The organism is Delftia sp. DT-2, assembly GCF_028401915.1.
Classification (GTDB): domain Bacteria; phylum Pseudomonadota; class Gammaproteobacteria; order Burkholderiales; family Burkholderiaceae_C; genus Comamonas; species Comamonas tsuruhatensis.
Map to the genome: position 1 here is coordinate 71,282 of NZ_JAQOTI010000011.1, position 26,119 is coordinate 97,400.

The 26,119-nt window shown below is 65.6% G+C and carries 30 protein-coding genes; 17 read left to right on the plus strand and 13 right to left on the minus strand.

Annotated features, from left to right (window positions below; genetic code table 11):
* Positions 1-56: 56 nt before the first annotated feature.
* Both thrS and aceA read right to left on the minus strand, forming a co-directional pair.
* Entirely contained in the window at positions 57-1,988 is a 1,932-nt protein-coding gene (thrS, locus tag PO605_RS20430; protein ID WP_016448317.1) for a threonine--tRNA ligase, read from the minus strand.
* A gap of 301 nt (positions 1,989-2,289) precedes the next feature.
* Positions 2,290-3,621, minus strand: coding sequence for an isocitrate lyase (gene aceA / locus PO605_RS20435; RefSeq protein ID WP_016448318.1), 1,332 nt, complete (start codon positions 3,619-3,621; stop codon positions 2,290-2,292).
* Positions 3,622-3,983: 362 nt separating this feature from the next.
* Between aceA and PO605_RS20440 the strand changes: the two genes are divergently transcribed.
* The 8 genes from PO605_RS20440 (at position 3,984) to PO605_RS20475 (ending at position 9,456) form a co-directional block, all read left to right on the plus strand.
* Positions 3,984-4,934: a DMT family transporter gene (locus PO605_RS20440; RefSeq protein ID WP_047473933.1), complete on the plus strand. Its 951-nt coding sequence runs from the start codon at positions 3,984-3,986 to the stop codon at positions 4,932-4,934.
* Between the two features lie 217 nt (positions 4,935-5,151).
* The gene (locus PO605_RS20445) at positions 5,152-5,451 is read left to right on the plus strand and encodes an SWIB/MDM2 domain-containing protein (RefSeq protein ID WP_012206418.1); all 300 of its coding nucleotides are present in this window, start codon (positions 5,152-5,154) and stop codon (positions 5,449-5,451) included.
* 102 nt (positions 5,452-5,553) lie between these two features.
* Entirely contained in the window at positions 5,554-6,681 is a 1,128-nt protein-coding gene (locus tag PO605_RS20450; RefSeq protein ID WP_047473942.1) for an alpha-hydroxy acid oxidase, read from the plus strand.
* 106 nt (positions 6,682-6,787) lie between these two features.
* Positions 6,788-7,060, plus strand: a complete 273-nt coding sequence (locus PO605_RS20455; protein WP_016448321.1) for a (2Fe-2S)-binding protein — start codon at positions 6,788-6,790, stop codon at positions 7,058-7,060.
* 101 nt (positions 7,061-7,161) lie between these two features.
* Complete coding sequence (locus PO605_RS20460; RefSeq protein ID WP_047473932.1) at positions 7,162-7,866, plus strand: energy transducer TonB; 705 nt, start codon at positions 7,162-7,164, stop codon at positions 7,864-7,866.
* A gap of 15 nt (positions 7,867-7,881) precedes the next feature.
* Positions 7,882-8,604, plus strand: a complete 723-nt coding sequence (locus PO605_RS20465) for a MotA/TolQ/ExbB proton channel family protein (protein ID WP_016448323.1) — start codon at positions 7,882-7,884, stop codon at positions 8,602-8,604.
* 3 nt (positions 8,605-8,607) lie between these two features.
* A complete protein-coding gene (locus tag PO605_RS20470) occupies positions 8,608-9,021 on the plus strand; it encodes an ExbD/TolR family protein (RefSeq protein ID WP_016448324.1) in 414 nt (137 codons plus the stop codon).
* A gap of 213 nt (positions 9,022-9,234) precedes the next feature.
* Positions 9,235-9,456, plus strand: a complete 222-nt coding sequence (locus PO605_RS20475) for a hemin uptake protein HemP (protein WP_016448325.1) — start codon at positions 9,235-9,237, stop codon at positions 9,454-9,456.
* 265 nt (positions 9,457-9,721) lie between these two features.
* Here the strand turns inward: PO605_RS20475 and PO605_RS20480 are convergent, their stop codons facing one another.
* Entirely contained in the window at positions 9,722-10,129 is a 408-nt protein-coding gene (locus PO605_RS20480; protein WP_017405970.1) for a GlcG/HbpS family heme-binding protein, read from the minus strand.
* Positions 10,130-10,319: 190 nt separating this feature from the next.
* On the opposite strand from PO605_RS20480, the gene PO605_RS20485 reads away from it, so the two are divergent.
* Entirely contained in the window at positions 10,320-11,012 is a 693-nt protein-coding gene (locus PO605_RS20485) for a Bax inhibitor-1/YccA family protein (RefSeq protein WP_012206426.1), read from the plus strand.
* A gap of 68 nt (positions 11,013-11,080) precedes the next feature.
* The gene (locus PO605_RS20490; protein ID WP_016448327.1) at positions 11,081-11,509 is read left to right on the plus strand and encodes a hypothetical protein; all 429 of its coding nucleotides are present in this window, start codon (positions 11,081-11,083) and stop codon (positions 11,507-11,509) included.
* A gap of 88 nt (positions 11,510-11,597) precedes the next feature.
* On the opposite strand, the gene rlmD is transcribed toward PO605_RS20490, so the two are convergent.
* Complete coding sequence (gene rlmD, locus PO605_RS20495; RefSeq protein ID WP_046240686.1) at positions 11,598-13,070, minus strand: 23S rRNA (uracil(1939)-C(5))-methyltransferase RlmD; 1,473 nt, start codon at positions 13,068-13,070, stop codon at positions 11,598-11,600.
* A 76-nt stretch (positions 13,071-13,146) separates the two neighbouring features.
* Complete coding sequence (locus tag PO605_RS20500; RefSeq protein ID WP_013801667.1) at positions 13,147-13,464, minus strand: hypothetical protein; 318 nt, start codon at positions 13,462-13,464, stop codon at positions 13,147-13,149.
* A gap of 187 nt (positions 13,465-13,651) precedes the next feature.
* Here PO605_RS20500 and PO605_RS20505 point away from each other — a divergent pair, with 187 nt between their 5' ends.
* The 4 genes from PO605_RS20505 to PO605_RS20520 are packed head-to-tail and all read left to right on the plus strand — an operon-like array spanning position 13,652 to position 15,987.
* Entirely contained in the window at positions 13,652-14,206 is a 555-nt protein-coding gene (locus PO605_RS20505) for a GbsR/MarR family transcriptional regulator (RefSeq protein ID WP_034364559.1), read from the plus strand.
* 38 nt (positions 14,207-14,244) lie between these two features.
* Positions 14,245-15,114: an NAD-dependent epimerase/dehydratase family protein gene (locus PO605_RS20510; RefSeq protein WP_047473931.1), complete on the plus strand. Its 870-nt coding sequence runs from the start codon at positions 14,245-14,247 to the stop codon at positions 15,112-15,114.
* On the plus strand, positions 15,107-15,511 hold the full coding sequence (locus PO605_RS20515) for a DoxX-like family protein (RefSeq protein ID WP_047473930.1): 405 nt from the start codon (positions 15,107-15,109) through the stop codon (positions 15,509-15,511). The genes PO605_RS20510 and PO605_RS20515 overlap by 8 nt, the downstream gene beginning before the upstream one ends.
* A complete protein-coding gene (locus tag PO605_RS20520) occupies positions 15,508-15,987 on the plus strand; it encodes a DUF2269 family protein (RefSeq protein WP_047473929.1) in 480 nt (159 codons plus the stop codon). Before PO605_RS20515 ends, PO605_RS20520 begins: the two co-directional genes overlap by 4 nt.
* A gap of 54 nt (positions 15,988-16,041) precedes the next feature.
* Here PO605_RS20520 and PO605_RS20525 read toward each other — a convergent pair whose 3' ends face one another.
* The 8 genes from PO605_RS20525 to PO605_RS20560 all read right to left on the minus strand — a co-directional run bounded on the left by PO605_RS20525 (position 16,042) and on the right by PO605_RS20560 (position 22,844).
* Complete coding sequence (locus tag PO605_RS20525; RefSeq protein ID WP_012206434.1) at positions 16,042-16,257, minus strand: TOBE domain-containing protein; 216 nt, start codon at positions 16,255-16,257, stop codon at positions 16,042-16,044.
* 54 nt (positions 16,258-16,311) lie between these two features.
* A complete protein-coding gene (locus PO605_RS20530; protein ID WP_016448333.1) occupies positions 16,312-17,292 on the minus strand; it encodes an ATP-binding cassette domain-containing protein in 981 nt (326 codons plus the stop codon).
* Positions 17,293-17,307: 15 nt separating this feature from the next.
* Positions 17,308-18,159: an aliphatic sulfonate ABC transporter permease SsuC gene (gene ssuC / locus PO605_RS20535; RefSeq protein WP_012206436.1), complete on the minus strand. Its 852-nt coding sequence runs from the start codon at positions 18,157-18,159 to the stop codon at positions 17,308-17,310.
* Between the two features lie 11 nt (positions 18,160-18,170).
* Entirely contained in the window at positions 18,171-19,331 is a 1,161-nt protein-coding gene (gene ssuD, locus PO605_RS20540) for an FMNH2-dependent alkanesulfonate monooxygenase (RefSeq protein ID WP_012206437.1), read from the minus strand.
* A gap of 38 nt (positions 19,332-19,369) precedes the next feature.
* Entirely contained in the window at positions 19,370-20,425 is a 1,056-nt protein-coding gene (locus PO605_RS20545; RefSeq protein WP_047471257.1) for an aliphatic sulfonate ABC transporter substrate-binding protein, read from the minus strand.
* A gap of 23 nt (positions 20,426-20,448) precedes the next feature.
* Entirely contained in the window at positions 20,449-21,450 is a 1,002-nt protein-coding gene (locus tag PO605_RS20550; RefSeq protein ID WP_197065125.1) for a sulfonate ABC transporter substrate-binding protein, read from the minus strand.
* 159 nt (positions 21,451-21,609) lie between these two features.
* On the minus strand, positions 21,610-21,741 hold the full coding sequence (locus tag PO605_RS20555; RefSeq protein WP_272206801.1) for a hypothetical protein: 132 nt from the start codon (positions 21,739-21,741) through the stop codon (positions 21,610-21,612).
* A gap of 80 nt (positions 21,742-21,821) precedes the next feature.
* Positions 21,822-22,844, minus strand: a complete 1,023-nt coding sequence (locus tag PO605_RS20560) for a sulfate ABC transporter substrate-binding protein (protein ID WP_272206802.1) — start codon at positions 22,842-22,844, stop codon at positions 21,822-21,824.
* A gap of 144 nt (positions 22,845-22,988) precedes the next feature.
* On the opposite strand from PO605_RS20560, the gene PO605_RS20565 reads away from it, so the two are divergent.
* The 3 genes from PO605_RS20565 (at position 22,989) to mnmC (ending at position 26,058) form a co-directional block, all read left to right on the plus strand.
* A complete protein-coding gene (locus PO605_RS20565; RefSeq protein WP_012206441.1) occupies positions 22,989-23,261 on the plus strand; it encodes an oxidative damage protection protein in 273 nt (90 codons plus the stop codon).
* 172 nt (positions 23,262-23,433) lie between these two features.
* Positions 23,434-24,102 carry a trimeric intracellular cation channel family protein gene (locus tag PO605_RS20570; protein ID WP_016453307.1) on the plus strand — a complete coding sequence of 223 codons (669 nt, stop codon included), beginning with the start codon at positions 23,434-23,436 and terminating at the stop codon, positions 24,100-24,102.
* A 15-nt stretch (positions 24,103-24,117) separates the two neighbouring features.
* The gene (gene mnmC, locus PO605_RS20575) at positions 24,118-26,058 is read left to right on the plus strand and encodes an FAD-dependent 5-carboxymethylaminomethyl-2-thiouridine(34) oxidoreductase MnmC (protein WP_047472569.1); all 1,941 of its coding nucleotides are present in this window, start codon (positions 24,118-24,120) and stop codon (positions 26,056-26,058) included.
* Positions 26,059-26,119: the final 61 nt, after the last annotated feature.

Here is a 26,119-nt window from a genome sequence, read left to right on the forward strand (position 1 = left end):
CGTAGCCGCTTGTGTGCAGTACACGCCAAACGGCTAACGCCTGTGGAGATGCTCCGTCAGGCCTTCGCCGCGATGTCCTTGGCCACGAGTTCAATGAACGCGTCGACCGACATCACTCCGAGGTCCTTGTTGCCCCGTGCGCGCACTGCCACTGCACCAGCGGCCTTCTCCTTGTCGCCTGCAACAAGGATGTAAGGCAGCTTTTGCAACGAATGCTCCCGTATTTTATACGTAATCTTTTCGTTGCGCAGATCTGTCGCCACCCTAAGGCCTTGATTCGGAAATGCTTTTTGCAGCTTTTGCGCGACTTCCCGCACATAGTCCGCCTGCGCGTCAGTGATATTGAGCACGGCCGCCTGCACAGGAGCCAGCCATGTCGGCATGGCACCGGCATGCTGCTCGATGAGGATGCCGATGAAACGCTCCAGGCTGCCGACGATGGCACGGTGCAGCATCACGGGGCGATGGCGATCGCCGTCTTCACCCACGTATTCCGCATCCAGGCGCTCGGGCATGGAGAAGTCGACCTGGATGGTGCCGCACTGCCACTGGCGACCGATGGCGTCCTTGAGCGTGTACTCGATCTTGGGACCGTAGAACGCGCCATCGCCGGGCGAGATCACGTACTCGCAGCCCGAAGCCTCCAGGCTGTTGATCAGCGCGGCCTCCGCCTTGTCCCAGCTTTCATCGGAGCCGATGCGCGCCTCGGGGCGCGTGGCAACCTTGTAGATGATGTCGCTGAAACCGAAGTCCGCGTAGACCTTTTGCAGCAGCGTGGTGAAGGCCAGCACTTCGGGCTGGATCTGGTCTTCGGTGCAGAAGACGTGGCCGTCATCCTGCGTGAAGCCGCGCACGCGCATGATGCCGTGCAGGCCGCCCGTGGGCTCGTTGCGGTGGCACTGGCCGAATTCGCCGTAGCGCAGCGGCAGGTCGCGGTAGCTCTTGATGCCCTGCTTGAAGATCAGGATGTGGCCGGGGCAGTTCATCGGCTTGAGCGCGTAGTCGCGCTTTTCCGACTCGGTCGTGAACATGTTCTCGCGGTACTTGTCCCAGTGGCCGGTCTTCTCCCACAGGGTCTTGTCCAGGATCTGCGGACCCTTGACCTCCTGGTAGCCGTTGTCGCGGTACACGCGGCGCATGTACTGCTCGACCTCTTGCCACAAAGCCCAACCCTTCGGATGCCAGAACACGGTGCCTGGCGAATGCTCGTCGATGTGGAACAGATCCAGTTCACGGCCCAGCTTGCGGTGGTCGCGCTTTTCGGCCTCCTCCAGCATGTGCAGGTACTGCTGCAGGTCGTCCTTGGTAGCCCAGGCCGTGCCGTACACGCGCTGCAGCATCTCGTTGCGATGGTCACCGCGCCAGTAGGCGCCAGCCACCTTCATCAGCTTGAAGAACTTGAGCTTGCCGGTGCTCGGCACGTGCGGGCCGCGGCACAGATCCTCGAAACCGCCTTCGCGGTACAGGCTCACATCCTCGTTCGAGGGGATGCTGGCGATGATCTCGGCCTTGTAGTTCTCGCCCATGCCCTTGAAGTAGGCCACGGCCTCGTCGCGCGGCAGCACGCGGCGCACCACGGGCTCGTCCTTGGCAGCCAGCTCGGCCATGCGTTTTTCGATGGCGACCAGATCCTCGGGCGTGAAAGGACGCTTGTACGAGAAGTCGTAGTAGAAGCCGTTCTCGATGACGGGGCCGATGGTGACCTGGGCGTCAGGAAACAGATCCTTGACGGCATAGGCCAGCAAGTGGGCCGTCGAATGACGGATCACGTCCAGGCCATCTGCATCCTTGGCCGTCACGATGGACAGGGGCATGTCCTTGTCGATCACAAAGCTGGTGTCCACCACCTTGGCGTCGTCGCCCGTGCCAACCTTGCCAGCCAGTGCAGCCTTGGCAAGGCCCGTGCCTATCGATGCAGCCACTTCGGCCACGGTGACCGGACCGGGATACTCGCGTTGCGAACCATCGGGAAGCGTAATGTGGATCATGGGATTCCTAAAAATATTTCTCAGGGGGTGCGCCATCCCCCAAAAGCAAAAAAGCGCGGAGCCGGGTCCGCGCTTTGTTGGGGTCGAGTGAATCTCGTGCAGGCGCGAACCGCCAGCCGCTAGCGGCCGGTGTACATCTCCGATGTAGTTCGCGGTGTCATAACCATGATGCCTTTCTCGCCCTTGTCAGTTGAAAACTCCTTGCATTTTAACCCCAGCAAAGAAAAAGCGCCCGAAGCACAAGGCCCCGGACGCTTTCTCACCCCTATCTACCTGAAGTTGCACTCACCGAAGCCGCGCTTCAGTGGAATTGCTCCTCTTCCGTGGAGCCGGTCAGTGCCTTGACGCTGGACGAGCCACCCTGGATCACCGTGGTCACGTCGTCGAAGTAGCCTGCACCCACTTCCTGCTGGTGCGACACGAAGGTGTAGCCTTGTTCGCGGGCTGCGAATTCGGGCTCCTGCACCATGTTCACGTAGTGCTTCATGCCTTCGCCGTTGGCGTAGGCGTGGGCAAACTTGAAGGTGTTGAACCAGTTGATGTGGATGCCGGCCAGCGTGATGAACTGGAACTTGTAGCCCAACGCAGACAGCTCTTCCTGGAAGGAGGCAATCTGGCTGTCGTTGAGGTTCTTCTTCCAGTTGAACGAGGGCGAGCAGTTGTAGCTCAGCAGCTTGCCTGGGCAGGCACCATGCACGGCCTGGGCGAACTCGCGGGCAAAGCCGATGTCAGGCACGCCGGTTTCGCACCACACCAGGTCTGCATAGGGTGCGTAGGCCACGCCGCGGCTGATGGATTGCTCCATGCCGTTCCTGACCCGGTAGAAGCCTTCCTGCGTGCGCTCGCCGGTCAGGAACGGCTTGTCGTTGGCGTCATGGTCGGAGGTGATCAGGTTGGCGGCTTCAGCATCGGTACGGGCCAGCACGATGGTGGGCACGCCCATCACGTCGGCGGCAAAGCGCGCGGAGATCAGCTTCTCGACGGCTTCCTGGGTAGGCACCAGCACCTTGCCACCCATGTGGCCGCACTTCTTCACGGCGGCCAGCTGGTCCTCGAAGTGCACGCCTGCCGCGCCAGCGGCAATCATGTTCTTCATCAGCTCGAACGCGTTGAGCACGCCGCCGAAGCCGGCTTCGGCATCCGCCACGATGGGCAGGAAGTAGTCGATGAACTCCTTGTCGCCGGGGTTGATGCCACGGCTCCACTGGATTTCGTCGGCGCGCTTGAAGGTGTTGTTGATGCGGCGCACCATGGTGGGCACCGAGTCATAGGCGTACAGCGACTGGTCGGGGTACATGGTTTCGCTGGTGTTGCCGTCGGCAGCCACCTGCCAGCCCGACAGGTACACCGCTTCCAGGCCGGCCTTGGCCTGCTGCATGGCCTGGCCCGCAGAGATGGCGCCAAAGGCATTCACGTAGCCTTTCTTGGCACCGCCGTTGATCCTGTCCCAGAGCAGTTCCGCGCCGCGCTGGGCCAGAGTGTATTCAGGCTGCAGGCTGCCGCGAAGACGCACCACGTCAGCGGCGCTGTAGCCACGCTTGACACCCTTCCAACGGGGGTTCTGCGCCCAGTCTTTCTCAAGGGCGGAAATCTGTTGTTCGCGGCTCAGTTGCTGGGTCAGGGATTGGGGCATGTTGCTCTCCTGGGAGGTTGTTGAAACAAGCGGCTTTCTTGCGTCGGCCTTGGGATCAAATTTAAGTCTTATAGAAGACCCGATCAACATCTTGTGTCTTATACAAGACTAAATTTTTCTTCATAAAAATCAACAGCTTATTTTCATATTTTCCAATGTGAAATTGCATTTCTCGTATTGAGAAAAAATGGCGCAACGCAGCAATTCATTTTTTCACAATGCAAAAAGAAGATTCCATGCAGTGAAAAATTGCCACAGCATGGCAAGCATTCGCGACACAGGTATGTCACGGGTGCCTGCCGTGCCCGCAGGTACCATCGCGCGTTCAGGCAGCGCTACCGCCGCCCCAAACTCCACAAGCCGTGAACACCTCCCATCGCAGATCTGCCTATGCCTGCCTGGCGCTGAGCATGTCCCTGGTCGGCAGCTATGTCGCCCTATCCAAGCCCTTGGCCGCCATTTTTCCGGTGCTGTTGCTGGCCTGGCTGCGCTTTGGCATAGGAGCCATCGCCATGCTGCGATGGCTGCGCAAGCCGGCTGACGAGGCTCCCTTGCCGCGCCGCACACAAGGACTGCTGTTCCTGGAATCGTTGTTCGGCAACTTCCTTTTCACCATCTGCATGGTTACCGGCGTCAGCCTGACCAGCGCCGTCACGGCAGGCGTGACCATGGCCGCCATTCCGGCCGCCGTGGCCTTGATGAGCTGGCTGTTCCTGCGCGAGTGCGTGGCCGCGCGCACCTGGCTGGCCATTGCACTGGCTGTGACCGGCATAGGCTTGTATGCACTGTCGCGCCCCGACGCGGGCACCGCGGCAGTCTCTTCGACCTCGTCGCAGGCATGGCTGGGGCAGATGCTGCTCGTCGGCGCCGTGCTTTGCGAGGCGTTTTACGCCGTGATCGGCAAGCGCCTGACCACATCCCTGGGGCCCAAACGCATCACATCCATCGTCAACCTCTGGGGATTTGCGCTGTCAACTCCCTTCGGGCTGTATCTGGCCTGGCACTTCGACTTCGGCAGCGTGCAATGGAGCATCTGGGGACTGCTGCTGTTCTACGCCCTGGCTGCCTGCGTGTGGACCGTATGGCTGTGGATGACGGGCCTGCGCAGCGTGCCAGCCTCGCAGGCGGGCACTTTCACGGTTTTGCTGCCGATCAGCGCCGCCTTGGTCGGCATGTGCGTGCTGGGCGAACGGGTCACATCCATGCAGGCGCTGGCCTTCGCGATCGCCCTGCTGGGCATTTTTGTGGCTACCTGGCCCGCCCGAAAACTCTCTTCGGAACCTTCTTCCACAAGCGAGGCCCGCCCCCTCTGAAAGCGCTGACTCCGACGGCCCTCCAGCCATGGCGGCCCCCCGAAAGGGAGCAGGAATGCAAAAACTCTTCAAAAAACAGCGCCACAGCAACAAATCGAGGCAAAAATTTGACGGGTGAGCTTGGAAGACCGTTTTTTTCCCATTAGCATCAGCCTGCCAGTGGATAGCGACGGTTTTTCGCTGGTAAAGAATCCACTCCATACTAGGAACAAGCAACATGGCAACTGCAAAGAAGGCAACGGCTGCTCCGGCAGCTCCCGCAAAGAAGCGCACTCCCAACGCCGCCTTCATGAAACCCCTCACCCCCAGCCCCGCTCTGGCTGCCGTGGTGGGTTCCACCCCCCTGCCCCGCACCGAGATCATCAGCAAGCTGTGGGTCTACATCAAGGCCAACAAGCTGCAAGACGCTGCCAACAAGCGCATGATCAACGCTGATGCCAAGCTCAAGGAAGTGTTCGGCAAGCCCCAAGTCTCGATGTTCGAGATGGCTGGCCTGATCGGCAAGCACGTCAAGTAATCCCCGGGCCTGCCCCACGGATGAAAGCCGGCCCATGGGCCGGCTTTTCTTTTTTCCGGATGTCTGCCACCGGCGATGCGCCATCGCCCACCCTCCAATGCCATGAGCCAAGTGCCCGCACTGCAAGCCGTTCCCGACGGCATCATCAATCTGGCCGACCACGAGATCCAGGCGCGGCAGCGGTTGGACGACAACGCCTGGGCCTACTTCTCGGGCGGCGCGGCCGATGAACACAGCCTTGCCGCCAACCGCAGCGCCTGGGATGCGCTCACGTTGTGGCCACGCGTACTCAGGCCTCTTGCAGGGGGAAACACACGGCTGCAACTGCTGGGGCGAGAGCTGGCCTGCCCCCTGCTGGTCGCCCCCATGGCCTTCCAGCAAATGGCGCATGCCGACGCAGAGCTTGCAACAGCCTATGCGGCTGCGGCGCTGGGCGCGGGCATGGTGCTCAGCACCCAGGCCAGCCTGCCGCTGGAGACTGTGGCGAAGGCCGCACAGCTCACGCCGACCCGCGGGCCGCTATGGTTCCAGCTGTACCTGCAGCACGACCGGGGCTTTACCAGGCAATTGATCGAACGGGCCGAGGCGGCAGGCTACGAAGCGCTGGTGCTGACGGTGGACGCCCCCGCCAGCGGCGTACGGGACCGTGAACGCCGCGCGCGCTTTAGCCTTCCCGCCGGCATTTCTGCCGTCAATCTGCAGGGCCTGGCTCCATCTCCGGCCGTCCGGCTCACACCGGACCAGAGCGCACTGTTCGACGGCCTGCTGCAGCATGCGCCCACCTGGGATGACGTTGCCTGGCTGCAGCAGCAGACGCGCCTGCCAGTGCTGCTCAAGGGGGTGCTGCATCCGGCTGACGCGCTGCAGGCGGCGAGATCGGGCGTGGCAGGCATCATTGTTTCCAACCACGGGGGACGCACGCTGGATACCGTTCCCGCAACGGCCACCGCACTGGCGCGCGTCACCAAGGCCTTGCGCAACTCGGGCCATGCGCTCCCTGTGCTCGCCGACGGCGGCATACGGCGAGGCACCGATGTGCTCAAGGCCATCGCTCTCGGTGCAACGGCTGTGCTGATAGGCCGCCCGATAATCTGGGGTCTGGCCAATGCAGGTGCCGCTGGCGTGGCCCACGTGCTGAGGCTGCTGCGCGACGAACTGGAGGCCGCCATGGCCCTGACAGGCTGTGCAACCCTCGCGCAGGCCACTATGGAACTGCTGGATACTGAGTAAAGCGCAAGGCCATACAGCCCTACAGACAACCAAGAATTGCAAATGCGATGAATTCTCATTTATAATTTTTCATCTCATCAATAGCCAGCCATTACTGCCTGTAGCCATGATCGTCTGTGTATGTCGCCGGGTTTCCGACCGTGAGATCGCACGCCACGCTCACGCTGGCATGAGCTTTGACGAAATCCAATTCGAATTGGGTATCGCCATGCAGTGCGGCCGGTGCGAGAGTTGTGCCCGGGATGTGGTGGCGCAATGCTGCGCAACCCAGCCCGTGGCGGCCATACACAACGAGATCGCGGCCCAGACCGTCCAGCTTGCCAACAATATCCTGGAGAGCAAAGCATGGTCCTCCTCTCAGCACTTGTCGGCAGCCTGATCCTCGTCGTTACATGCACCTGGTGGATCCTGCGCAGCTGATACTCCGTCTTCCGAGCGACAGCACCCGGCACCTATCCGCTGTCAGCTCCTTCTGTCTCTATGTCCCAGTCTGATCGTTTTGGCCCCCCCGGGGGCCTTGGCCGTAACGTGGCCATCGCGGGTTCGGTCGTGGTCTTGCATGCAGCAACCCTCTGGGCGATGCAGCATGGCCTGCTCCAGCGCGCCCCCGAAGAGGTCATCGTGCCAGCCCAGGTGATCGCGGAATTCATTTCGCCACCCGCGCCCGAGCCCGAGGCCCCCAAGCCACCTCCGCCGCCACCGCCCCCCCCCAAGCCACAGCCGGTCGTGAAGAAGGCGCCGCCTCTGCCCAAGGCCATTGCCGATCCCAAGCCGGCACCTGCGGCGCCGCGAGGCACGCTGGAAGACGAGCCCAAGCCCGTGGTGGAGGCACCGCCGACCCCCCCGGCACCGCCCGCCCCACCTGCCCCGCCCGCGCCTCCTGCCCCTCCGGCACCGCCCAAGATCGAGCTGCCATCCAACAATGCCGCCTACCTGAACAACCCGGCGCCCAACTACCCTGCCATCAGCCGGCGCATGGGCGAGCAGGGAACCGTGATGCTGCGCATCTTCGTGGATGCGCAAGGCCTGCCTCAGAAGATCGAGGTCAGCAAATCCAGCGGCTACGACCGTCTGGACCAGCAGGCCGTGGACGGCGTCAAGAACTGGAAGTTCGTCCCCGGCAAGAGCAACGGCACGCCAACCCCCATGTGGGTTACGGTCCCGGTCAAATTCACCCTCAATTGATTCTCAGGAGTATCCATGGATTCCCAATTCGGCATTGCCCACGTCTGGACGCAGGGAGACTTCGTCACCCGTGCCGTCGCCGTCATCCTGCTGGCCATGTCGGTGGCCTCTTGGCTGGTGATGATCATCAAGGCCCTGGACATCGTGAAGTTCAAGAAGTACGCCCGCAACGCCCAGGACTTCTGGCACAGCCCCGACCTGGCCAGCGGCCTGGAAAAGCTCGGCAATGACCGATCCAACCCCTTCCGCTACCTGGTGCTCGAAGGCCGCGAAGCCACTGCCCACCACCGCAAGACCAGCGCCCACCTGCACGACACGCTTGACATCAGCGACTGGGTGACCCGCTGCATGCGCAACGGCATCAGCGAGTTCACGGCCCGCCTGCAATCGGGCCTGGCCATTCTGGCCTCCGTGGGCTCTACAGCTCCCTTCATCGGCCTGTTCGGCACCGTCTGGGGCATCTACCACGCACTGGTCGCCATCGGCCTGTCGGGCCAGTCCTCCATCGACAAGGTGGCAGGCCCCATCGGCGAGGCGCTGATCATGACGGCCCTGGGTCTGGCCGTGGCCATTCCGGCCGTGCTCGGCTACAACGCCGTGGTGCGTGGCAACAAGTCCATCCTCAACGCACTCAACAGCTTTGCCCACGACATGCACGCCTACTTCGTGACCGGCGCCCGTGTGTCCATCGACGGCAAGGAAGCCGGCAATGTGCTGCCGCTGAAGAAAGGCGCGTAAGCCATGGCATTCGGAACAATGGATGATGACGGCGAAGAGGTGATGAACGAGATCAACATGACGCCGCTGGTCGACGTCATGCTGGTGCTTCTGATCATCTTCATCATCACCGTGCCGGTGATGAAGCATTCGGTGAACGTGGACCTGCCCCGCGCCACCAACCAGCCCGAAGACGTCAAGCCCGCCACCGTGCGCCTGGCCGTGTCCGCTGATGGCCAGTACCACTGGAATGGCGTGGCCGTGAGCGATACGCAGTTCGAGGAAAACCTCAAGGCCGAGGCAGCCAAGGAGCCGCAACCCGACCTGCACATCCAGGGCGACAAGGAAGTGCGCTACGAGCGTGTTGCCCAGGCCATGGCCGCCGCCCAGCGTGCCGGCGTGCGCAAGATCGGCTTTGTGACGGACCCCGTCAAGTAGGCCGCGAGAGCGGCATTCGTTGCCTGGCGCTCAGCGACAACGGCCCTTCGGGGCCGTTTTCCATTGCGGCCCGCTCTTGGAACAAGCTCGCGAGGTGATCAGGCGTTCGGTCGTTCGGGGGGCAGAAACCACAATGAGAGTAAGTCTCACTTGATTTTCAATTGAGAATTGTTATCATTCACAAAACTTTCCAATTTTTGAGGAATTCCCTGCATGTCTGCCACTTCCGCCGCCACCTCGCATCTGTCCGGCAACTCCACAGCCCAGGCCTTTGCAGCGCTGCAGGCCGCAGCATCCGCAGCCCTCAGCGGGGCCGCCAGCGGACTCGACAGCACCTTGCTGCTCAATGGGCAAAAGGCTGTGACCATCGTGCACAACGGCACACCCTATCGTCTGCAGGCCACCAAGCTGGGCAAGCTCATCCTGACCAAATAACCAAGATTGCAGCCGTCGGCGGGTCATGTTTGGGTCCGCTGACCGCTTCTTTGTTTCATCGTGGGGCGACCTTGGGGCTTCCAGTCCCAAAGGTCGATTAGCCAGCCAACAGAATCTTCGGATTTTGCGTAGCCAAGCATTTTTTCCCTGCGCTGCAATGTGGATCGCTTCAAAGAAAAAGCCCCTGTACCTCAGTACAGGGGCTTTTTCTTTGCCTCATGAATCGGCCCAAAAGGCAGATTCATGCAGGGTGCATCAGGGGCTTTTACAGACCCAGAGCCGCAATGCCGGCGCTGGCCACCTGGGCATCCTCATTGGCCTTGACGCCGCTGACGCCCACGGCACCCAGGCACTGGCCGTCCTTCATGATGGCCACGCCGCCTTCGAGCAGGCCGTCCACCGTGGGGGCGCTCAGGAAGGCCGTACGGCCGTTGTTGATCATGTCTTCATAGCCCTTGGTGTCGCGGCGGCCCAGGGCAGCCGAACGGGCCTTGGACGGAGCGATATGGGCCGAGACTGCGGCGGCACCATCGAGGCGCTGCAGCCACAGCAGGTGACCGCCGTCATCGACGATGGCAATGGTCACGGCCCACTTGTTCTTCAGCGCCTCGGCCTCTGCGGCGGCGGCAATGGCCTTCACGTCGGCCAGTTCGAGTTCATGCTTGGTCTTCATAAGATTGCAGTTATCCATTCCATCACAAATGTCCTATAAGCATAGCAATCGTATGAGGACTGACAATGCATGCGCAGAACAAAACATTCGAAACCAAACCATGGCAGAGGCTCGGGGTATTGCAAGCGGCGCGCGAGCCGCCACCTAGAATGGGCAAGTCGCAACAACACTCCTTCGGAGGACTGGCCACATGAATGATCAAGTCACCACACTGGGCTCTGCGGGCTACGGTGTCTCGCAGCAAGAGCGCAATCGCGTATTGCGCAACACCTACTGGCTGCTGGCCCTGAGTCTTCTCCCCACCGTGCTGGGCGCTTGGCTGGGCGTGGCCACGGGCATCACGCGCTCGCTGAGCGGCGGTCTGGGGCTCATCGTCTTCCTGGGCGGCGCCTTCGGCTTCATGTTCGCCATCGAGAAGACAAAGCACTCGGCAGCCGGCATTCCCGTGCTCCTGGGCTTCACGTTCTTCATGGGCCTGATGCTGTCGCGCATGATCGGCATGATCCTGGGCTTCAAGAACGGCTCCGAGCTGATCATGACCGCCTTTGCAGGCACGGCCGGCGTGTTCCTGGTCATGGCCTCGCTGGCCACGGTGATCAAGCGCGACCTGTCGGGCATGGGCAAGTTCCTGTTCGTGGGCGTGCTGGTGCTGTTCGTGGGCTCCATCATCAACGTCTTCATCGGCTCCACGGCCGGCATGATGGCGATCTCGGTGGCGGCCATCGGCATCTTCAGCGCCTACATGCTCTATGACCTCAAGCAGATCATGGACGGCGGCGAGACCAACTACATCAGCGCCACGCTGGCCCTGTACCTGGACCTGTTCAACGTGTTCCAGAGCCTGCTGGCCCTGCTGGGCATCATGGGCGGCGAACGCGACTGATGCCGCACGCGCCAAGGCTGCGCCTTGCGTGCTGCAACACCAAAGGCCTCCTTCGGGAGGCCTTTTGCATGTCCGGGATCATCATTCGTGCAAGGCGGGCTCAACTTTTTCCGGGTCGTGCCGATAATCTCGTCAAGATGACCATGCCTAATCTTCCCCGCACCTTCGCCATCCTGCTGCTGCCCACGCTGCTTGCCGGCTGCAAGCTGGATGATATTCCGGGCCTGGGGCCGGACCCCCGCGCCGTCGCCAAGGAGGCCGAGGCCAAGGCCATTGGCGGGGCCTGCCGCCATGCCCTGCGCGGGCTGGAGGACTGCTACACGCTCAACCCCAAATCGCCCAAGGCCCTGGTGTTCGCAGGCTGGAAGGATATGGACGAGTACATGCGCGCCAACAAGATTGAGGGCACGCCTTCGGTCCTGGGCCAGAGTGACCGCCGCCGCAGCGACAAGGAAGATGTGCCTGCCGAGCCTTCGGCAGGACGCAATCGCAGCTGATCCGGCAGGCATCCGGATCCGGCCGCAAAAAAGCCGTGGCGCCCTCAGGCGGCCACGGCTTTTTCATGCAGGGCCTGAGGGGCCGCCGTCAGTCCACGCGACGCTCGAACACCGCCATGCTCTCCACATGGGCCGTGTGCGGGAACATGTTGACCACGCCGGCCGAAACACAGCGATAGCCGGCCAGGTGCACCAGCAGACCGGCATCGCGCGCCAGCGTGGCGGGATTGCAGCTGACATAGACGATGCGCTCTGGAAAGCGCCAGTCCTCATGCCCTGCCGGCAGGGGCTCGGCGCCTTCGGCGCCGATGCGCGCCTGGTGGATGTCGGCCAGGGCCTTGGACAGCGCAAACGCTCCCTCGCGCGGCGGATCGACCAGCCACTTGCCGGCGACGCCGTCGGCGAACAGCATCTCGGGCGTCATCTCGAACAGGTTGCGCGCCACAAAGCGCGTGGGCGCGAGCTTGTCGCCCTCCGCCCGCTGCGCGTTGTTGGCCGCGTAGTTTTCATGGGAGCGCTTGACCAGGGTGTCGCTGCCCTCGATGCCCAGCACCTCGCGCGCCTGCGTGGCCAGGGGCAGGGTGAAGTTGCCCAGACCGCAGAACCAGTCGATCACGCGCTCATCCTTCTTGACATCCAGCAAGCGCAGCGCGCGCGTGACCAGCACGCGGTTGATGTGCGGATTGACCTGGGTGAAGTCCGTGGGCTTGAACGGCATGGTGATGCCGAAATCAGGCAGGCCGTAATCGAGCTGGGCGCCTCCCTGCTCCATAAGGTGCACGGTGTCCGGGCCCTTGGGTTGAAGCCACCACTGCACGTTGTGCTCGGCCGCGAAAGCGCGGAGCCGGGCCTGATCGTCCTCGGACAGCGGCTCCAGGTGGCGCAGCACCAGGGCCGTGACGGAGTCGCCGCAGGCGACCTCGATCTGCGGGCAGGTTTCGCGCGCATCCATGGAGGCGATCAGCGCGCGCATGGGCAGCAGCATGGCATCCACATGGGGCGGCAGTACCTTGCAGGTTTCCATGTCGGCGATGTAGCGGCTCTTGCGCTCGTGAAAGCCCACCAGCACCTTGCCCTTCTTGGCCACGTAGCGCACCGACAGGCGCGAGCGGAAGCGGTAGCCCCACGACGGACCTTCGATGGGGCGCAGCAGCGTCTCGGGCCTGACCTTGGCCAGATGCCAGAGGTTGTCCTCCAGCACGCGCTGCTTGATGGCCACCTGGGCAGCGACGTGCAAATGCTGCATCTTGCAGCCGCCGCAGGCGCCGGCATGCAAGCCGAAGTTGGGGCAGCCGGGGCGCACGCGCTGGGAGGATTCGCGGTGGATGGCCGTCAGGCTGGCGGCTTCCCAGTTGTTTTTCTTGCGATGGGTGTTGGCGCTGACCAGCTCGGTCGGCAGGGCGCCGTCGATGAATACCACCTTGCCATCGCTCTTGCGGGCCACGCCCTGGGCGTCCATATCCATGGACAGCACCTGCAGCCAGCCTTCGGGCAGTGCAGGGGCGTCGGCGTCGGCTTCGGGCAGGTTGTCGGGGATCTTGTTGTCGCGGGGTTCACTCATGGGGCCAGATTGTCTCAGGCTCTCCGATTGCCCTGGTGGCGCGCCCCCAAAAAAGCCCCGAACTCGCTTTTGCCCCTCAGGAGCGCGGCGTGCTGCTGCGGCCCAGGTCCCGCTGGCGCTCCTGGCGCGCCCGGGCCAGTTGCTCGCGTTCGGCCAGCAGGTTGATTTCGGTGATGCAGTTGAATTCGTCCAGCGTGAACACCATGGTGGCGCCGCGCTCGATCTTGTCCACGGTCTGGTGCAGCGGCAAGGTCAGGTCCACCGGCGGGCGGTTGGAGCGGTAGATCAGTTCCTGCTCGGGCGTGTAGACGGAATAGCAGGCGGCAGACGCAGCCTGCGCCAGCGCGCAGGCGGCCAGCACGGTGATGGCACGCAGGTTTTGCACAGCAGTCATGGTGTTCCCCTCAAAACGGCGGCCCGCCTGTGTATGTACTGGGTGGCAGGCCAGGCTGCCCAGCATTATGGAGCAGCACATGCCGCGCCCCGCCAGGTGCCGCCTCCGCGCTGCAGCCGGTTTTGATTTTTCAGCTTTCTCAAATTTCTCTCTTGACAGAAATTTCAGACCTGCAGACACTGAAGCCATGCAACTGAGTCCCATCGCACACCGTTTCATCCACCATTGGGGCGACATGGGCAGCTCCTGGGGAGTGAACCGCACGGTCGCCCAGATCCACGCCCTGCTGTTTTTCCATGGCCGCCCGCTCAATGCGGAAGAGATTGCCGGCACGCTGGGCGCCGCTCGCTCCAACGTGAGCAACAGCCTCAAGGAACTGCAGGACTGGGAGCTGATCCGCACCAGCCGCAGGCCCGGCGATCGCCGCGACTACTTCGAGACCTCGTCCGATGTCTGGGAGCTGCTGCGCACCATCGTGCGAGAGCGCAAGCAGCGCGAGTTCGACCCGACCTCCGAGATGCTGCGCGAACTGATCGCCGAGCCCGGTTTCGATGCCGAATCCCCCGACACCCAGGACCGCGTGCACGAGACGCTGCGCCTCATGGAGTCGCTGGGCATCTGGACCGACGAGATGCTGCGGCTGTCGCCCTCCACGCTGGACAAGCTCCTGCGCCTGGGCGCCAGCGTGCAGCGCTTCGTGCGCTCCGAGGCCGCTGACACCCGTGTCAAGCGCGGACGCTGAGCCTGAAATTTCCGTCACAAGAGAAACTGGAGGTCACCATGCGCATTCTGGTCTGCGGCGGCAACGGCTTCATCGGCCGCCATATCGTCAACCTGCTGGCACTGGCCGGCCACGACCCCGTGGCGCGCAGCCGCCATTCACTGCCTGCGCTCGACTACGCCAAGGCCACCACGCCCGACGCCTGGCTGCCGCACCTGGCGGGCGTGGATGCCGTGGTCAATGCCGTGGGCGTGCTGCGCGACAGCGCCTCCCGGCCCATCGATGCCATGCATGCCAAGGCCCCCATCGCCCTGTTCGATGCCTGCGCGGCAGCCGGCGTGCGGCGCGTGGTGCAGATCTCTGCCCTGGGCATAGAAGGCAGTGCCACGCGCTACGCCACCACCAAGCGCGCCGCTGACGAGCATCTGCTGGCACTCACGGCAGCCGGACATCTGCAAGGCTGCGTGGTCCGCCCCAGCGTGGTGTTCGGCGCTGGCGGCGCCAGCAGCGAGATGTTCCTGTCCATGGCGCGCCTGCCGGCGCTGCTGCTGCCGCGCCCCGTGCTGCAGGCCCGCGTGCAGCCGGTAGCCGTGCGCGACCTGGCCGAGGCCGTGGCCGGCCTGGTGACGCGCCCCGAGCCCGTGGGCATGATCGAGATCGGTGGCCCCCTGCCCTTGCCGCTAGCCGCACTGATTGCCAGCCTGCGCGCGCAGATGGGCCGCGCTCCGGCCCGCGTGGGCACCCTGCCCGGCTGGCTCACCCGCGCCAGCGCACGCGCTGGCGACTGGGTCAGCGCCTCACCGTGGTGCAGAGAGACACTGGCCATGCTGGCCAGCGACAACGTCACCGATCCGGCTGGCCTGCAAGGCCTGCTGGGCCGGCCCGGCGTTGCGCCCTCCCAACTGCTGTCCACCTTGCGCCATGGATGAGCGCCGCTCTCGCACCGTTCCAGCGCCGCTGCGCACCATGCACTTGAGCCTGATCGCCGTCTGGCTGGGCACGGCCCTGGTCAGCGCCATCGAGCACCGCAGCCTGAGCGTGCAGGTGCTGGCCGATGCCGGCATCCACGATGCGCGCTGGCAGACATACCTGATCTGGAGCGGCCTGCTCGCCGACCTGGCCGTGGGCATGGCGCTGTGGCTGCGGCCGGGCCGGGAGAGCTATCTGGCGGCTTTGCTGCTGATGGCTGCAATGACGGTGCTGGCCACGGTGCTGCAGCCCACGCTGTGGCTGCATCCGCTGGGGCCGCTGCTCAAGAACCTGCCGATCGCAGCCATGCTGCTGCACCTGATGTCGGCGCCCGTCACGTCCAAGGAGTCCGCATGAATCTCTACCTGTTGCTCAAGACGCTGCATATCGCGTCCAGCGTGCTGCTGGTCGGCACCGGCCTGGGCTCGGCCTTCTACATGTTCTTCGCCAACCGCAGCGGCAGCGTCGCTGCGCAGGCCGTGGTCAGCCGCCTGGTGGTGCGTGCGGACTGGTGGTTCACCACGCCCTGCGTGGTCATACAGCCTGTGAGCGGCATTGCCCTGGCCCACATGGCGGGCTGGCCGTTGACCACGCCGTGGCTGGCACTGTCGCTGGGCCTGTACCTGCTGGCCGGCGCCTGCTGGCTGCCCGTGGTCTGGCTGCAGGTGCGCATGGCCGCCATGGCGCGCGGCGCGCACGCAGCGCATGCCGCCCTGCCCGCGCTGTATGCCGTCTACGCCCGGCGCTGGGAGGCGCTGGGCTACCCGGCCTTCATCGCCATGGCCGTGACCTACTACCTCATGGTCAACAAGCCGATGCTCTGGGGCGGTTGAGCATCGGCAGTGCCTTCAGTGCCTGGCCTCAGAGCTTGGCCTCAGAGCTTGGCCTCAGAGCTTGGCAATGGACACTTCGGTGGACTTGACCAGGGCCACCACGTCGGAGCCCACGACCAGGCCCAGCTCGTCCACCGAGCGCGTGGTGATCACCGAGGTGACCACGCCCCAGGGCGTTTGCACATCGACTTCGGAGACAACGTCACCACGGATGATTTCGCGCACCTGGCCCTTGAACTGGTTGCGCACGTTGATGGCTTGAATGGACATGTTTTTCTCCTGGGGATCAAAAGGAATCAAAGGAAGGTTGGGGAAAACGAAAAGTCAGACCGCCCAGCGCAGGCCATGGGCCGGTACGCCGGGCCAGGCCGTGGTGTCGGTCAGCGGGTTGGATTCGGGCTCGGCGGCGGGCTTTTGCAGCACGCGGTCGAGAATGCGTTGCTCAATGGCCGCCAGCGCCACGCTGCCGTGCACGCGCGGCCGTGGCAGGGCGATGCGTTCATCCAGCGCAATGCGGCCGTCCTCGATCAGCACCACGCGGTCGGCCAGGGCCACGGCCTCCTGCACGTCATGCGTGACCAGCAGGGCCGTGAAGCCGTGGCGCTGCCACAGGCCTTCGATCAGGCGGTGCATCTCTATGCGGGTGAGCGCATCGAGCGCGCCCAGCGGCTCGTCCAGCAGCAGCAGTTGCGGGCGGTGCACCAGGGCGCGCGCCAGGGCCACGCGCTGGCGCTGGCCGCCGGACAGGCGCGCCGGCCATTCGCCCTCGCGGTCGGCCAGGCCGACCTGGGCCAGCACTTCGCGGCCACGCTCCTGGGCCGAGGCGGGCAGGCCCAGCGTCACATTGGCCAGCACGCGCCGCCAGGGCAGCAGGCGCGCGTCCTGGAACATGATGCGCGTGCCACCCTGCGCGCCCTGCACGGCGCGGGCGGGCTCGCCGTCCAGCAGCAGGGTGCCGGCCGTGGCCTGCTCCAGGCCTGCGACCAGGCGCAGCAAGGTGCTCTTGCCGCAGCCGCTGCGGCCCACGATGGCGACGAATTCGCCAGGCTCCACCTGCAGCTGCACTTCGTGCAGCACCTCGCGCTGACCGTAGCGCTTGGTCAGCCCGCCGGCCTGCAGGCGCACGCCAGGGCGCGGTGCGGATTGGGGGGATGCGGACTGCGGCGCATCGTCGTTCTGGGCCAGGCGGTCGCTGACGTCCAGGCCATCGGCGTCGAACGAGGCCTCCCAGGCCATCGCCGGCGCGGTGGTGTTCAGCTCCACGGCCTGTGCCAGCGTGGTCTTCATGCGGTTCCATCGGCTCATGTCGTGCTCCTTGTGTCACTTGGGCTGGTAGCCCGGATGCCAGCGCAGCCACCAGTGCTCCAGCGCACGCGCAAACCAGTCGGCCAGCTTGCCCAGCAGGGCGTACAGCAGGATGCCGACCAGCACCACGTCGGTCTGCAGGAACTCGCGGGCGTTCATGGTCAGGTAGCCGATGCCCGACTGCGCCGAGATGGTCTCGGCCACGATCAGGATCACCCACATCAGGCCCAGCGAAAAACGCAGGCCCACCAAGATGGAGGACAGCGCGCCCGGCAGGATGACCTCGCGGTACAGCTGCCAGCGCGTGAGGCCGTAGCTGCGCCCCATCTCGATCAGCGCCGGATCCACATTGCGTATGCCATGGAAGGTGTTCAGGTAGATGGGAAAGAACACCGACACGCTGATCAGGAACAGCTTGGCGCTCTCGTCGATGCCGAACCACAGGATGACCAGCGGAATCAGCGCCAGCGCGGGGATGTTGCGCACCATCTGGATGGTGGAGTCCAGCAGCGTCTCCGCCCAGCGCAGCGAGCCCGTGAGCAGGCCCAGCGCCAGCCCCAGCCCGCCGCCGATGGCCAGGCCACCCAGCGCGCGGCCCGCGCTCACCTGCACATGCTTGAGCAGCTCTCCCGACTCGGCCAGCGCCTGCGCGGCGCGCAGCACATCCAGCGGAGCGGGCAGCACCCGCGTGGACAGCCAGCCCCACGCCGAGGCGGCCTGCCAGACGGCGATCAGCGCCAGCGGCACCAGCCAGGGCACCAGGCGGCGGCCCACGCCGGCCGCAAAGCGCAGCAGCGGCGACCAGGCATCGCCGGCCGGGGGGGCCGAGGAGGCCGGCAGCGCAGTAACGGTACGTGCATCGGACATGCGTGACTCCCTCAGCTTTGCGACGCGCGCGGCGAGTACAGGTTGGCAACGGTCTCGCCCAGCGGCCCGCCCACGCCGCCAGCCAGCCTGTCGCGCACGGACAGCGGCAGCAGCGGGAAGACCAGCTCGGCAAAGCGGTAGGCCTCTTCCAGGTGCGGATAGCCGGACAGCACGAAGGTGTCTATGCCAAGGTCCGCGTACTCCTTGATGCGGTCGGCCACGGTCTGCGCATCGCCCACCAGGGCCGTGCCCGCGCCGCCGCGCACCAGGCCCACGCCGGCCCAGAGGTTGGGGCTGATCTCCAGCTCGGCCCGCGTGCGGCGGCTGCCGCCGGCATGCAGGGCGGCCATGCGGCGCTGGCCTTCCGAGTCCATGCGCGCGAAGGCGGCCTGGGCCTGGACCACGGTCTCGTCCTTGAGGCGGCTGATCAGGCGATCGGCATCGGCCCAGGCCTCGTCCTCGGTCTCGCGCACGATGACGTGCAGGCGGATGCCGAACTTCACGCTGCGGCCATGGCGCGCCGCCTTCTCGCGCACATCGGCAATCTTCTTGGCCACCTCGGCCGGGGGCTCGCCCCAGGTCAGGTAGGCATCGACCTGCTCGGCGGCCAGGTCGTGCGCGGCTTCGGACGAACCGCCGAAGTACACGGGCGGATACGGCTTTTGCAGCGGCGGGAACAGCAGCTTGGCGCCCTTGACCGAGAGGTGTTCACCTTCGTAGTCGAGCGTGCCGCCCTCATGGCTGCGCTCAAGGATCTCGCGCCAGATGCGGATGAACTCGGCCGATTGCTCGTAGCGCTGCGCATGGTCGAGGAAGACGCCGTCGCCCTCCAGCTCGGCGCGGTCGCCGCCCGTGACCAGGTTGATCAGCAGCCGCCCGCCCGACAGGCGGTCGAACGAGGCCGCCATGCGCGCCGCCAGGCTGGGCTGGTGCAGGCCGGGACGCACGGCGACCAGGAACTTCAGGCGCCTGGTGACCGGAATCAGGCTGGAGGCGACGACCCAGGGGTCCTCGCAGGAGCGGCCCGTGGGAATCAGCACGCCCTCGTAGCCCAGGCTGTCGGCCGCGATGGCGACCTGCTTGACATAGTCGTGGCTGAGCGGGCGGGCGCCCTCGGCCGTGCCGAGGTAGCGGCTGTCGCCGTGGGTGGGAATGAACCAGAAAACCTGCATGCGCTGCTCCAGTCAGGGGACGGAATCGAGGAAGGAAATCAAAGGGCGGAAGAAGGCCGCGCCGCCACCGGCTCGGCCAGCCGCGCGTACTCGGCCGCCGAGGGTCGCCAGACGATGTCGGCCACCTGCACCTGGCGCGGAATCAGGCCCAGCCGAAAAAACGCATCGGCCACGCGCTGCTGGTCTACCACGGTCTGCGCAGCCAGCAGGCCCACGGGGGAGCTGGGCCGGCGCGCAATGAAGCGGCTGACCACCGCCGCATCCAGGCCGCTGAAGCCGGCCACCAGGGCCACGGCCTCCTGGCGTGCGCTCTGGGCCAGGCGATCGGCGCGCGTGAGCTCGTCGAACAGCGCGCGCAGCACCTGCGGATGGCGCTCCACCAGGCCGCGCGCGGCCAGGTAGAACGAGGCGTTGCCCGACAGGCCTTCGCTATTGGCCAGCACGCGCGGGCGAATCGCCAGCTCGGTGGCCGCGTAGAACGGGTCCCAGATGACCCAGGCGTCCACGCTCTTGCGCTCGAAGGCGGCGCGCGCATCGGCCGGGGCCAGGTACACGGGCTGGATCTCGTTCCAGGCCAGGCCCGCCTTGTCCAGCGCACGCACCAGCAGGTAATGGGCGCTGGAGCCTTTTTGCAGCGCCACGCGCCGGCCCTTGAGATCGGCCAGGGCGCGCAGCGGCGAGTCCGATGGCACGAGAATCGCCGAGCTCTCGGGCTTGGGCGGCTCGGCGCCCACGTACAGCAGGTCACGGCCCGCGGCCTGGGCAAAGACCGGGGGTGAATCGCCGGTCAGGCCGAAATCCAGGCTGCCTGCGGCCAGGGCCTCCAGCAGTTGGGGGCCGGCCGGAAACTCCAGCCAGCTGACCTTGGTGCCCGCAAAGCGCTTTTCCAGCACGCCCTGCTGCTTGAGGATGACCAGGTTGACGGCCGACTTCTGGTAGCCGATGCGCAACTGCTCGGGTCCGGCCACGGCGGCCGGCGTCTCGGCGCGTGCGTACTGGCCGGCCAGGCTCCAGCTGAAGGCGGTGGTGCCCAGCAGTTGCAGGGCCTGGCGGCGCACGCGGTCCAGGCGGGGCTTCTTGGGGATGGCGTTCATGGTGCGGACTCCTTGCAGTGGGCTCAGGGGCGCGACGCGATCAGGTCCACCGGCGCGGCATGCAGCAGGTTGAGCTTGCGGGGGATGAGCTTGAGTTCGAAGAAGGTGTCGGCGATCTGCTGCTGCTCGGCCAGGATCTCGCGCGTCACGGACGAGGTGCCGAAGCGTGCGCGGCTCAGGTACAGCTCGGTGATGGACTTGTCCAGGCCCAGGATGCTGGACAGCTCGGCGGCCGCCGCCGTCTGGTTCTTCGAGGCCCAACGGTCAATCCCATCGACCTCTTCGATGGCAATGCGCAGCACATCGGCATTGCGCGTGGCGAAATCGCGCGAGGTGAAGTAGTAGGCGCGGTTGTTGACCACGCCCGTGGCATCGGCCAGCAGGCGGGCGTCCAGCGTCTTTTGCGCGGCAGCCAGGAAGGGGTCCCAGATCAGCCAGGCATCGACGGAGCCCCGCTCGAAGGCGGCGCGCGCATCGGCCGGCGCCAGGAAGACGGACTGCACATCGCCGTACTTCAGGCCATGCTTTTCCAGCAGCTTGACCAGGAAGTACTGCACGTTCGAGCCCTTGTTGTAGGCCACGCGCTTTCCCTTGAGGTCCTGCACGCTGCGGATGGGCGAATCCTTGGGCACGATCACCGCCTCCAGCCCGGGGCGCGGCACGGTGGCGCCCGCATAGACCAAAGGTGCGCCTGCGGCCTGCGCAAAGATGGGCGGGGCCTCGCCCACATCGCCGAAGTCGATGGAGCCCACGTTCAGCGCCTCCAGCTGCACGGGGCCGGCGTTGAACTCGATCCAGCGCACCGACACGCCCAGCGGCGCCAGCCGCTTTTCCAGCGTGCCCCGGCTCTTCAGGATGGACAGCCAGCCCTTTTGGTGGCCCACGCGCAGCACGCGGTCACCCGCCTTGTCCTGGGCCAGGGCCGGGCCGCCCACCGTGGCGGCTGCTGCGGCAAGGCCCGCGCCCAGCAGTTGGCGTCGGCGCCAGTTGGCTGTGTGTCGGGGGAAAGAATCAAACGAGACCATGACGGACATCCTTGGAAGAGTGGTGCGTGGTGCGCGGCGCACAGGCAAAGCGCTGCCCATGCATGCGCGCGGCATGCAGCCAGAAAACAAAAAAAGGGAAGGCGGAGCAAGGGGCGGCCGCCTGCAGGGCCAGGCCTGCAGGCGCACCGCACGGAGTCGTCAGGTGCTACATCGCCGGCTGGCGAAGGCCACGGTCTCGAAGCGAAGAAAAGAGCTGGATGCCACCACGCCTGCCTGCGCCGTGCGGCGCGGGGCCTGCAAAGAGTGGCGGGAGGTCAGGAAGATGGACATGGCGGATCGTGGTAGTTGGCAGAGATCTGGGAAAGCGGGTGAATCAGTGGGTGGGCGCCGGCCGGGCCGGCGCGCCGCACTCACTTCTTGGTGTAGATCTGGTCGAAGCTGCCGCCGTCGGCAAAGTGGTCCTTGTCGGCCTTGGCCCAGCCGCCAAACGCCTGGTCGATGGTGACCAGCTCCAGCTTGGGGAACTTGTCCGCGAATTCGGCCTTGACCTTGGCATCGGTGGGACGGTAGTAGTTGCGGCCGGCGATGCGCTGGCCTTCCTCGGAGTACAGGTACTTCAGGTACTCCTCGGCCACGGCGCGTGTGCCCTTCTTGTCCACGACCTTGTCGACCACGGCCACCGAAGGCTCGGCCAGGATGGACAGCGAAGGCACGACGATCTGGAACTTCTCGGGACCGAACTCCTTGAGTGCCAAGAAGGCCTCGTTCTCCCAGGCCAGCAGCACATCGCCCACGCCGCGCTGCACGAAGGTGATGGTGGCGCCGCGCGCGCCGGTGTCCAGCACGGGCACGTTCTTGAACAGCTTGCCGATGAAGTCCTTGGCCTGTGCGTCGCCGCCGTACTTGCGCTTGGCGAATTCCCAGGCGGCCAGGTAGTTCCAGCGCGCACCGCCGCTGGTCTTGGGGTTGGGCGTGATCACCTGCACGCCAGGCTTGACCAGGTCGTCCCAGTCCTTGAGGTTCTTGGGATTGCCCTTCTTCACCAGGAAGACGATGGTGGAGCTGTAGGGCGCCGAGTTGTGCGGCAGGCGCTTTTGCCAGTCGACCTTGAGCAGGTTGCCGTTCTTGACCAGGGCGTCGATGTCGCCGGCCAGCGCCAGCGTGGCCACGTCGGCGTCGATGCCGTCGATGATCGAACGCGCCTGCTTGCCCGAGCCGCCATGCGACTGCTTGACGCTCACGTCCTGGCCGCTCTTGGCCTTCCAGTGCTTGGCGAAGGCCTGGTTGTACTCCACGTACAGCTCGCGCGTCGGATCGTAGGAGACATTGAGCAGTTGCACCGACTGGGCCAACGCCGGCAGAGCCGACAGGGTCAAGCCCGCGATCAGGCCGGCGGCGACAGGAAACTTGATAAAGTGGCGGCGAATTTTCATTGGAGTGTCGGTAGAGAGTGGAGACGACGGTCTGGTGCCGTGGAAAGCATTCTCAAAGCCAACTCTTAAAACTCAAACCAATAAGATTTCAGTTTGTTATTCCCAAAACATCTGAATCTCTGCAAGACAAGGACTCAATTCCCCATGGCACGTACCGTTCACTGCATCAAGCTTGGCGTTGACGCTGAAGGCCTGGATTTCCCGCCCTACCCCGGCGAGCTGGGCAAGCGCATTTTTGAAGGCGTGAGCAAGCAGGCCTGGGCCGACTGGCTCAAGCACCAGACGATGCTGGTCAACGAAAACCGCCTGAACCTGGCCGACGCACGCGCCCGCCAGTACCTGGCCCGCCAGATGGAAAACCACTTCTTCGGCGGCGGCGCCGATGCGGCGGCCGGCTACGTGCCTCCTACGGCCTGAGCCGCTTCGTGCCCTTTCACCGCCCCCGTCGCACCGCGCCGGGGGCGGTTTCATTTGCGGTGCCGCAAACGGCCGCCGCCCAGAGACCGCCTACAATGCCCGCCTTCTTGCGCTGGACGGCGCAGTGGCCGCACACCCTGCGGCGCGGGCCGGTCTTCATCCGAGGTTTTCCGTGCTTCCATCCGTCTCCCTGCTGGAATCGTTCCAGGCATCGCAGTTCACCGTCATGCTGGTGATCTACCTCGTGGCCATCACGGCCGAAGCCATGTCGGGCGCGCTGGCGGCGGGCCGGCGCAACATGGACATCTTCGGCGTGGCCGTGATCGCCTTCGTCACCGCGCTGGGCGGCGGCACCATCCGCGACATGGTGCTGGGCCACTACCCCATCGGCTGGACGCAGCACCCTGAATATGTCTACCTGGTCATCTCGGCCGGGCTGCTGACCATCGTCGTGGCGCGCCACATGCACCATCTCAAGCAGGTCTTTCTGCTGCTGGACGCCATGGGGCTGATCGCCTTCTCGCTGATCGGCTGCAACGTGGCGCTGGAGCTGGGCTACCCGCCCGTGGTGGTGGTGATGTCGGGCATGCTGACCGGCATCAGCGGCGGCATTCTGCGCGACGTGCTGTGCAACCAGGTGCCGGTCGTCTTCCGGCGCGAGCTGTACGCCAGCGTGTCCCTGGCCGTGTGCCTGCTGTTCCTGGGGCTGCGCACGCTGGACGTGGGCTCCAACCTCAGCACCGTCGTCTGCTTTGCCGGCGGACTCACGCTGCGCCTGGCCGCCATCCGCTTCAAGTGGCGCCTGCCCGTGTTCTCCTACCAGCAGCGCTGGGAGGAGTAGTTCTGCCCCTTGCCCATGTCCGAACCCATTGACTGGCTGCCCGATGGCACGCCCTACAGCCCGCGCTTCGGCGACCGCTACCACAGCGAACTCGGCGGCCTGGACCAGGCCCGCCACGTCTTTCTGGGCGGCTGCGGCCTGCCGGCGGCCTGGGCCGATGCGCCGCAATGGCGCATCCTGGAGACCGGTTTCGGGTTCGGGCTGAATTTCCTCGTGGCCTGGGAAGCCTGGAAGGCCGATCCCCGGCGCCCGAGGCTGCTGCATTTCGTCTCGGCCGAGGCCTTTCCCGTCAGCGCCGACGCCATGCGCCAGGCCATGCCGCGCGAGCCAGGATTGCGCCTGCTGGCCGAGGAGCTGGCCACCCGGTTCCAGGGCCTGCTGCCCGGCGTGCACCGCCTCGCCTTCGAGCAGGGGCGCGTGCTGCTGACGCTGTACATCGGCGATGCCCAGGCCATGCTGCGGCGCCAGCAGCTCACGGCCGACAGCATCTACCTGGACGGCTTCACGCCGGAACTCAACCCCGACCTCTGGAGCGCCGATACCCTGCGCGCGCTGGCGCGCCATTGCCGGCGCGGCACGCAGCTGTCCACCTGGTGCGTGGCGCGCACGGTGCGCGATGGCCTGGCACAGCACGGCTTTCAGGTGCGCAAGGTAGATGGCGTCCCACCCAAGCGCCACAACCTGCATGCCGTCTTCGACCCGGCCTGGCAACCGCGCGGGCCGCGCGGGCCGGGTGCACAGCCGCAGGAACCCATCACCCCACGGCGCTGCATGGTGCTGGGTGCAGGCATCGCCGGTGCGGCCGCCGCCGCCAGCCTGTCGCGCCGTGGCTGGCAGGTCACCGTGCTGGATGCTGCCGAGGCGCCTGCAGCGGGCGCCTCGGCCCTGCCCGCGGGCCTGCTCTGCCCCCATGTCTCGCCCGATGACAGCCTGCTGTCCCGCCTGAGCCGCGACGGCGCACGCCTGACCCTGGCGCAGCTGCAAATGCTCTCCGGCCAGGGCCTGCTGCAACCGGGCACGGACTGGTGCGATACCGGCGTGCTGGAGCGCGGCGTGGAGGCCGCCCCGCGGCTGCCGCGCGACTGGCAATCCCCCGGCCCGGGCGACCACTGGAGCCGGCCCGCAAGCGCCGATCAACTCTCGGCGGCCGGTCTGCCCGCCGACGCCCCTGCCTGCTGGCATGCGCAAGCTGGCTGGGTACGCCCGGCACGGCTGGTGCAGGCGCAACTGGCGCTGCCAGGCGTGCGCTGGCAGGGCCGCGCCTGCGTGGCGCGTCTTGCACGCACCGACACAGCCGGTGGCGCGCCCGTCTGGCAGGCCCTGGATGCACAGGGCAATCTGCTGGCCGAGGCTGAACTGGTCGTTCTCGCCCTGGGCCCCGCAACCAATGCGCTGCTGGAGCACAGCCTGGGTGCGCAGGCCGCCTGGCCGCTGCAGCCCATTCGCGGCCAGGTCAGCTGGGATGTGCACACCCCGGCCAGCGCACAGGCCATGCCGCCCTTTCCCGTCAACGGCCATGGCAACCTGGTGCCTGCCATGCCGCTGCCCGGCGATGCAGCCGGGCCAGGCTGGGTCATGGGATCGACCTTCGAGCGCGACCAGACCGCGCTGCCGCCCAGCCCCGGAGACCAGGCCGCGGCCCATGCAGCCAATGGCGCCAAGCTGGCGCAGCTGCTGCCAGGCGCCTACCAGGGCCTGCAAGGCTTCTTCGACGCGCCACCGCGCGCCACCTGGGGCGCCGTGCGCGTGGCCTCGCCAGACCGGCTGCCCGTGGTCGGACCGGTGTCCGATCAGGCTCCCGGCCTGTGGGCGCTGACGGCCATGGGCTCGCGCGGGCTCACCCTGTCGCTGCTGTGCGGCGAGCTGCTGGCAGCACGCCTACACGACGAACCGCTGCCCCTGGATGCCAGGCTGGCGGCTGCCCTGGCCAGCGAGCGCCTGGGCCGCAGGCGCTGAGCCGTTGAACCGCCCGGCCCCTGAACGGCCGGGCATTCACACAACGGCCTGAAAGAAAACC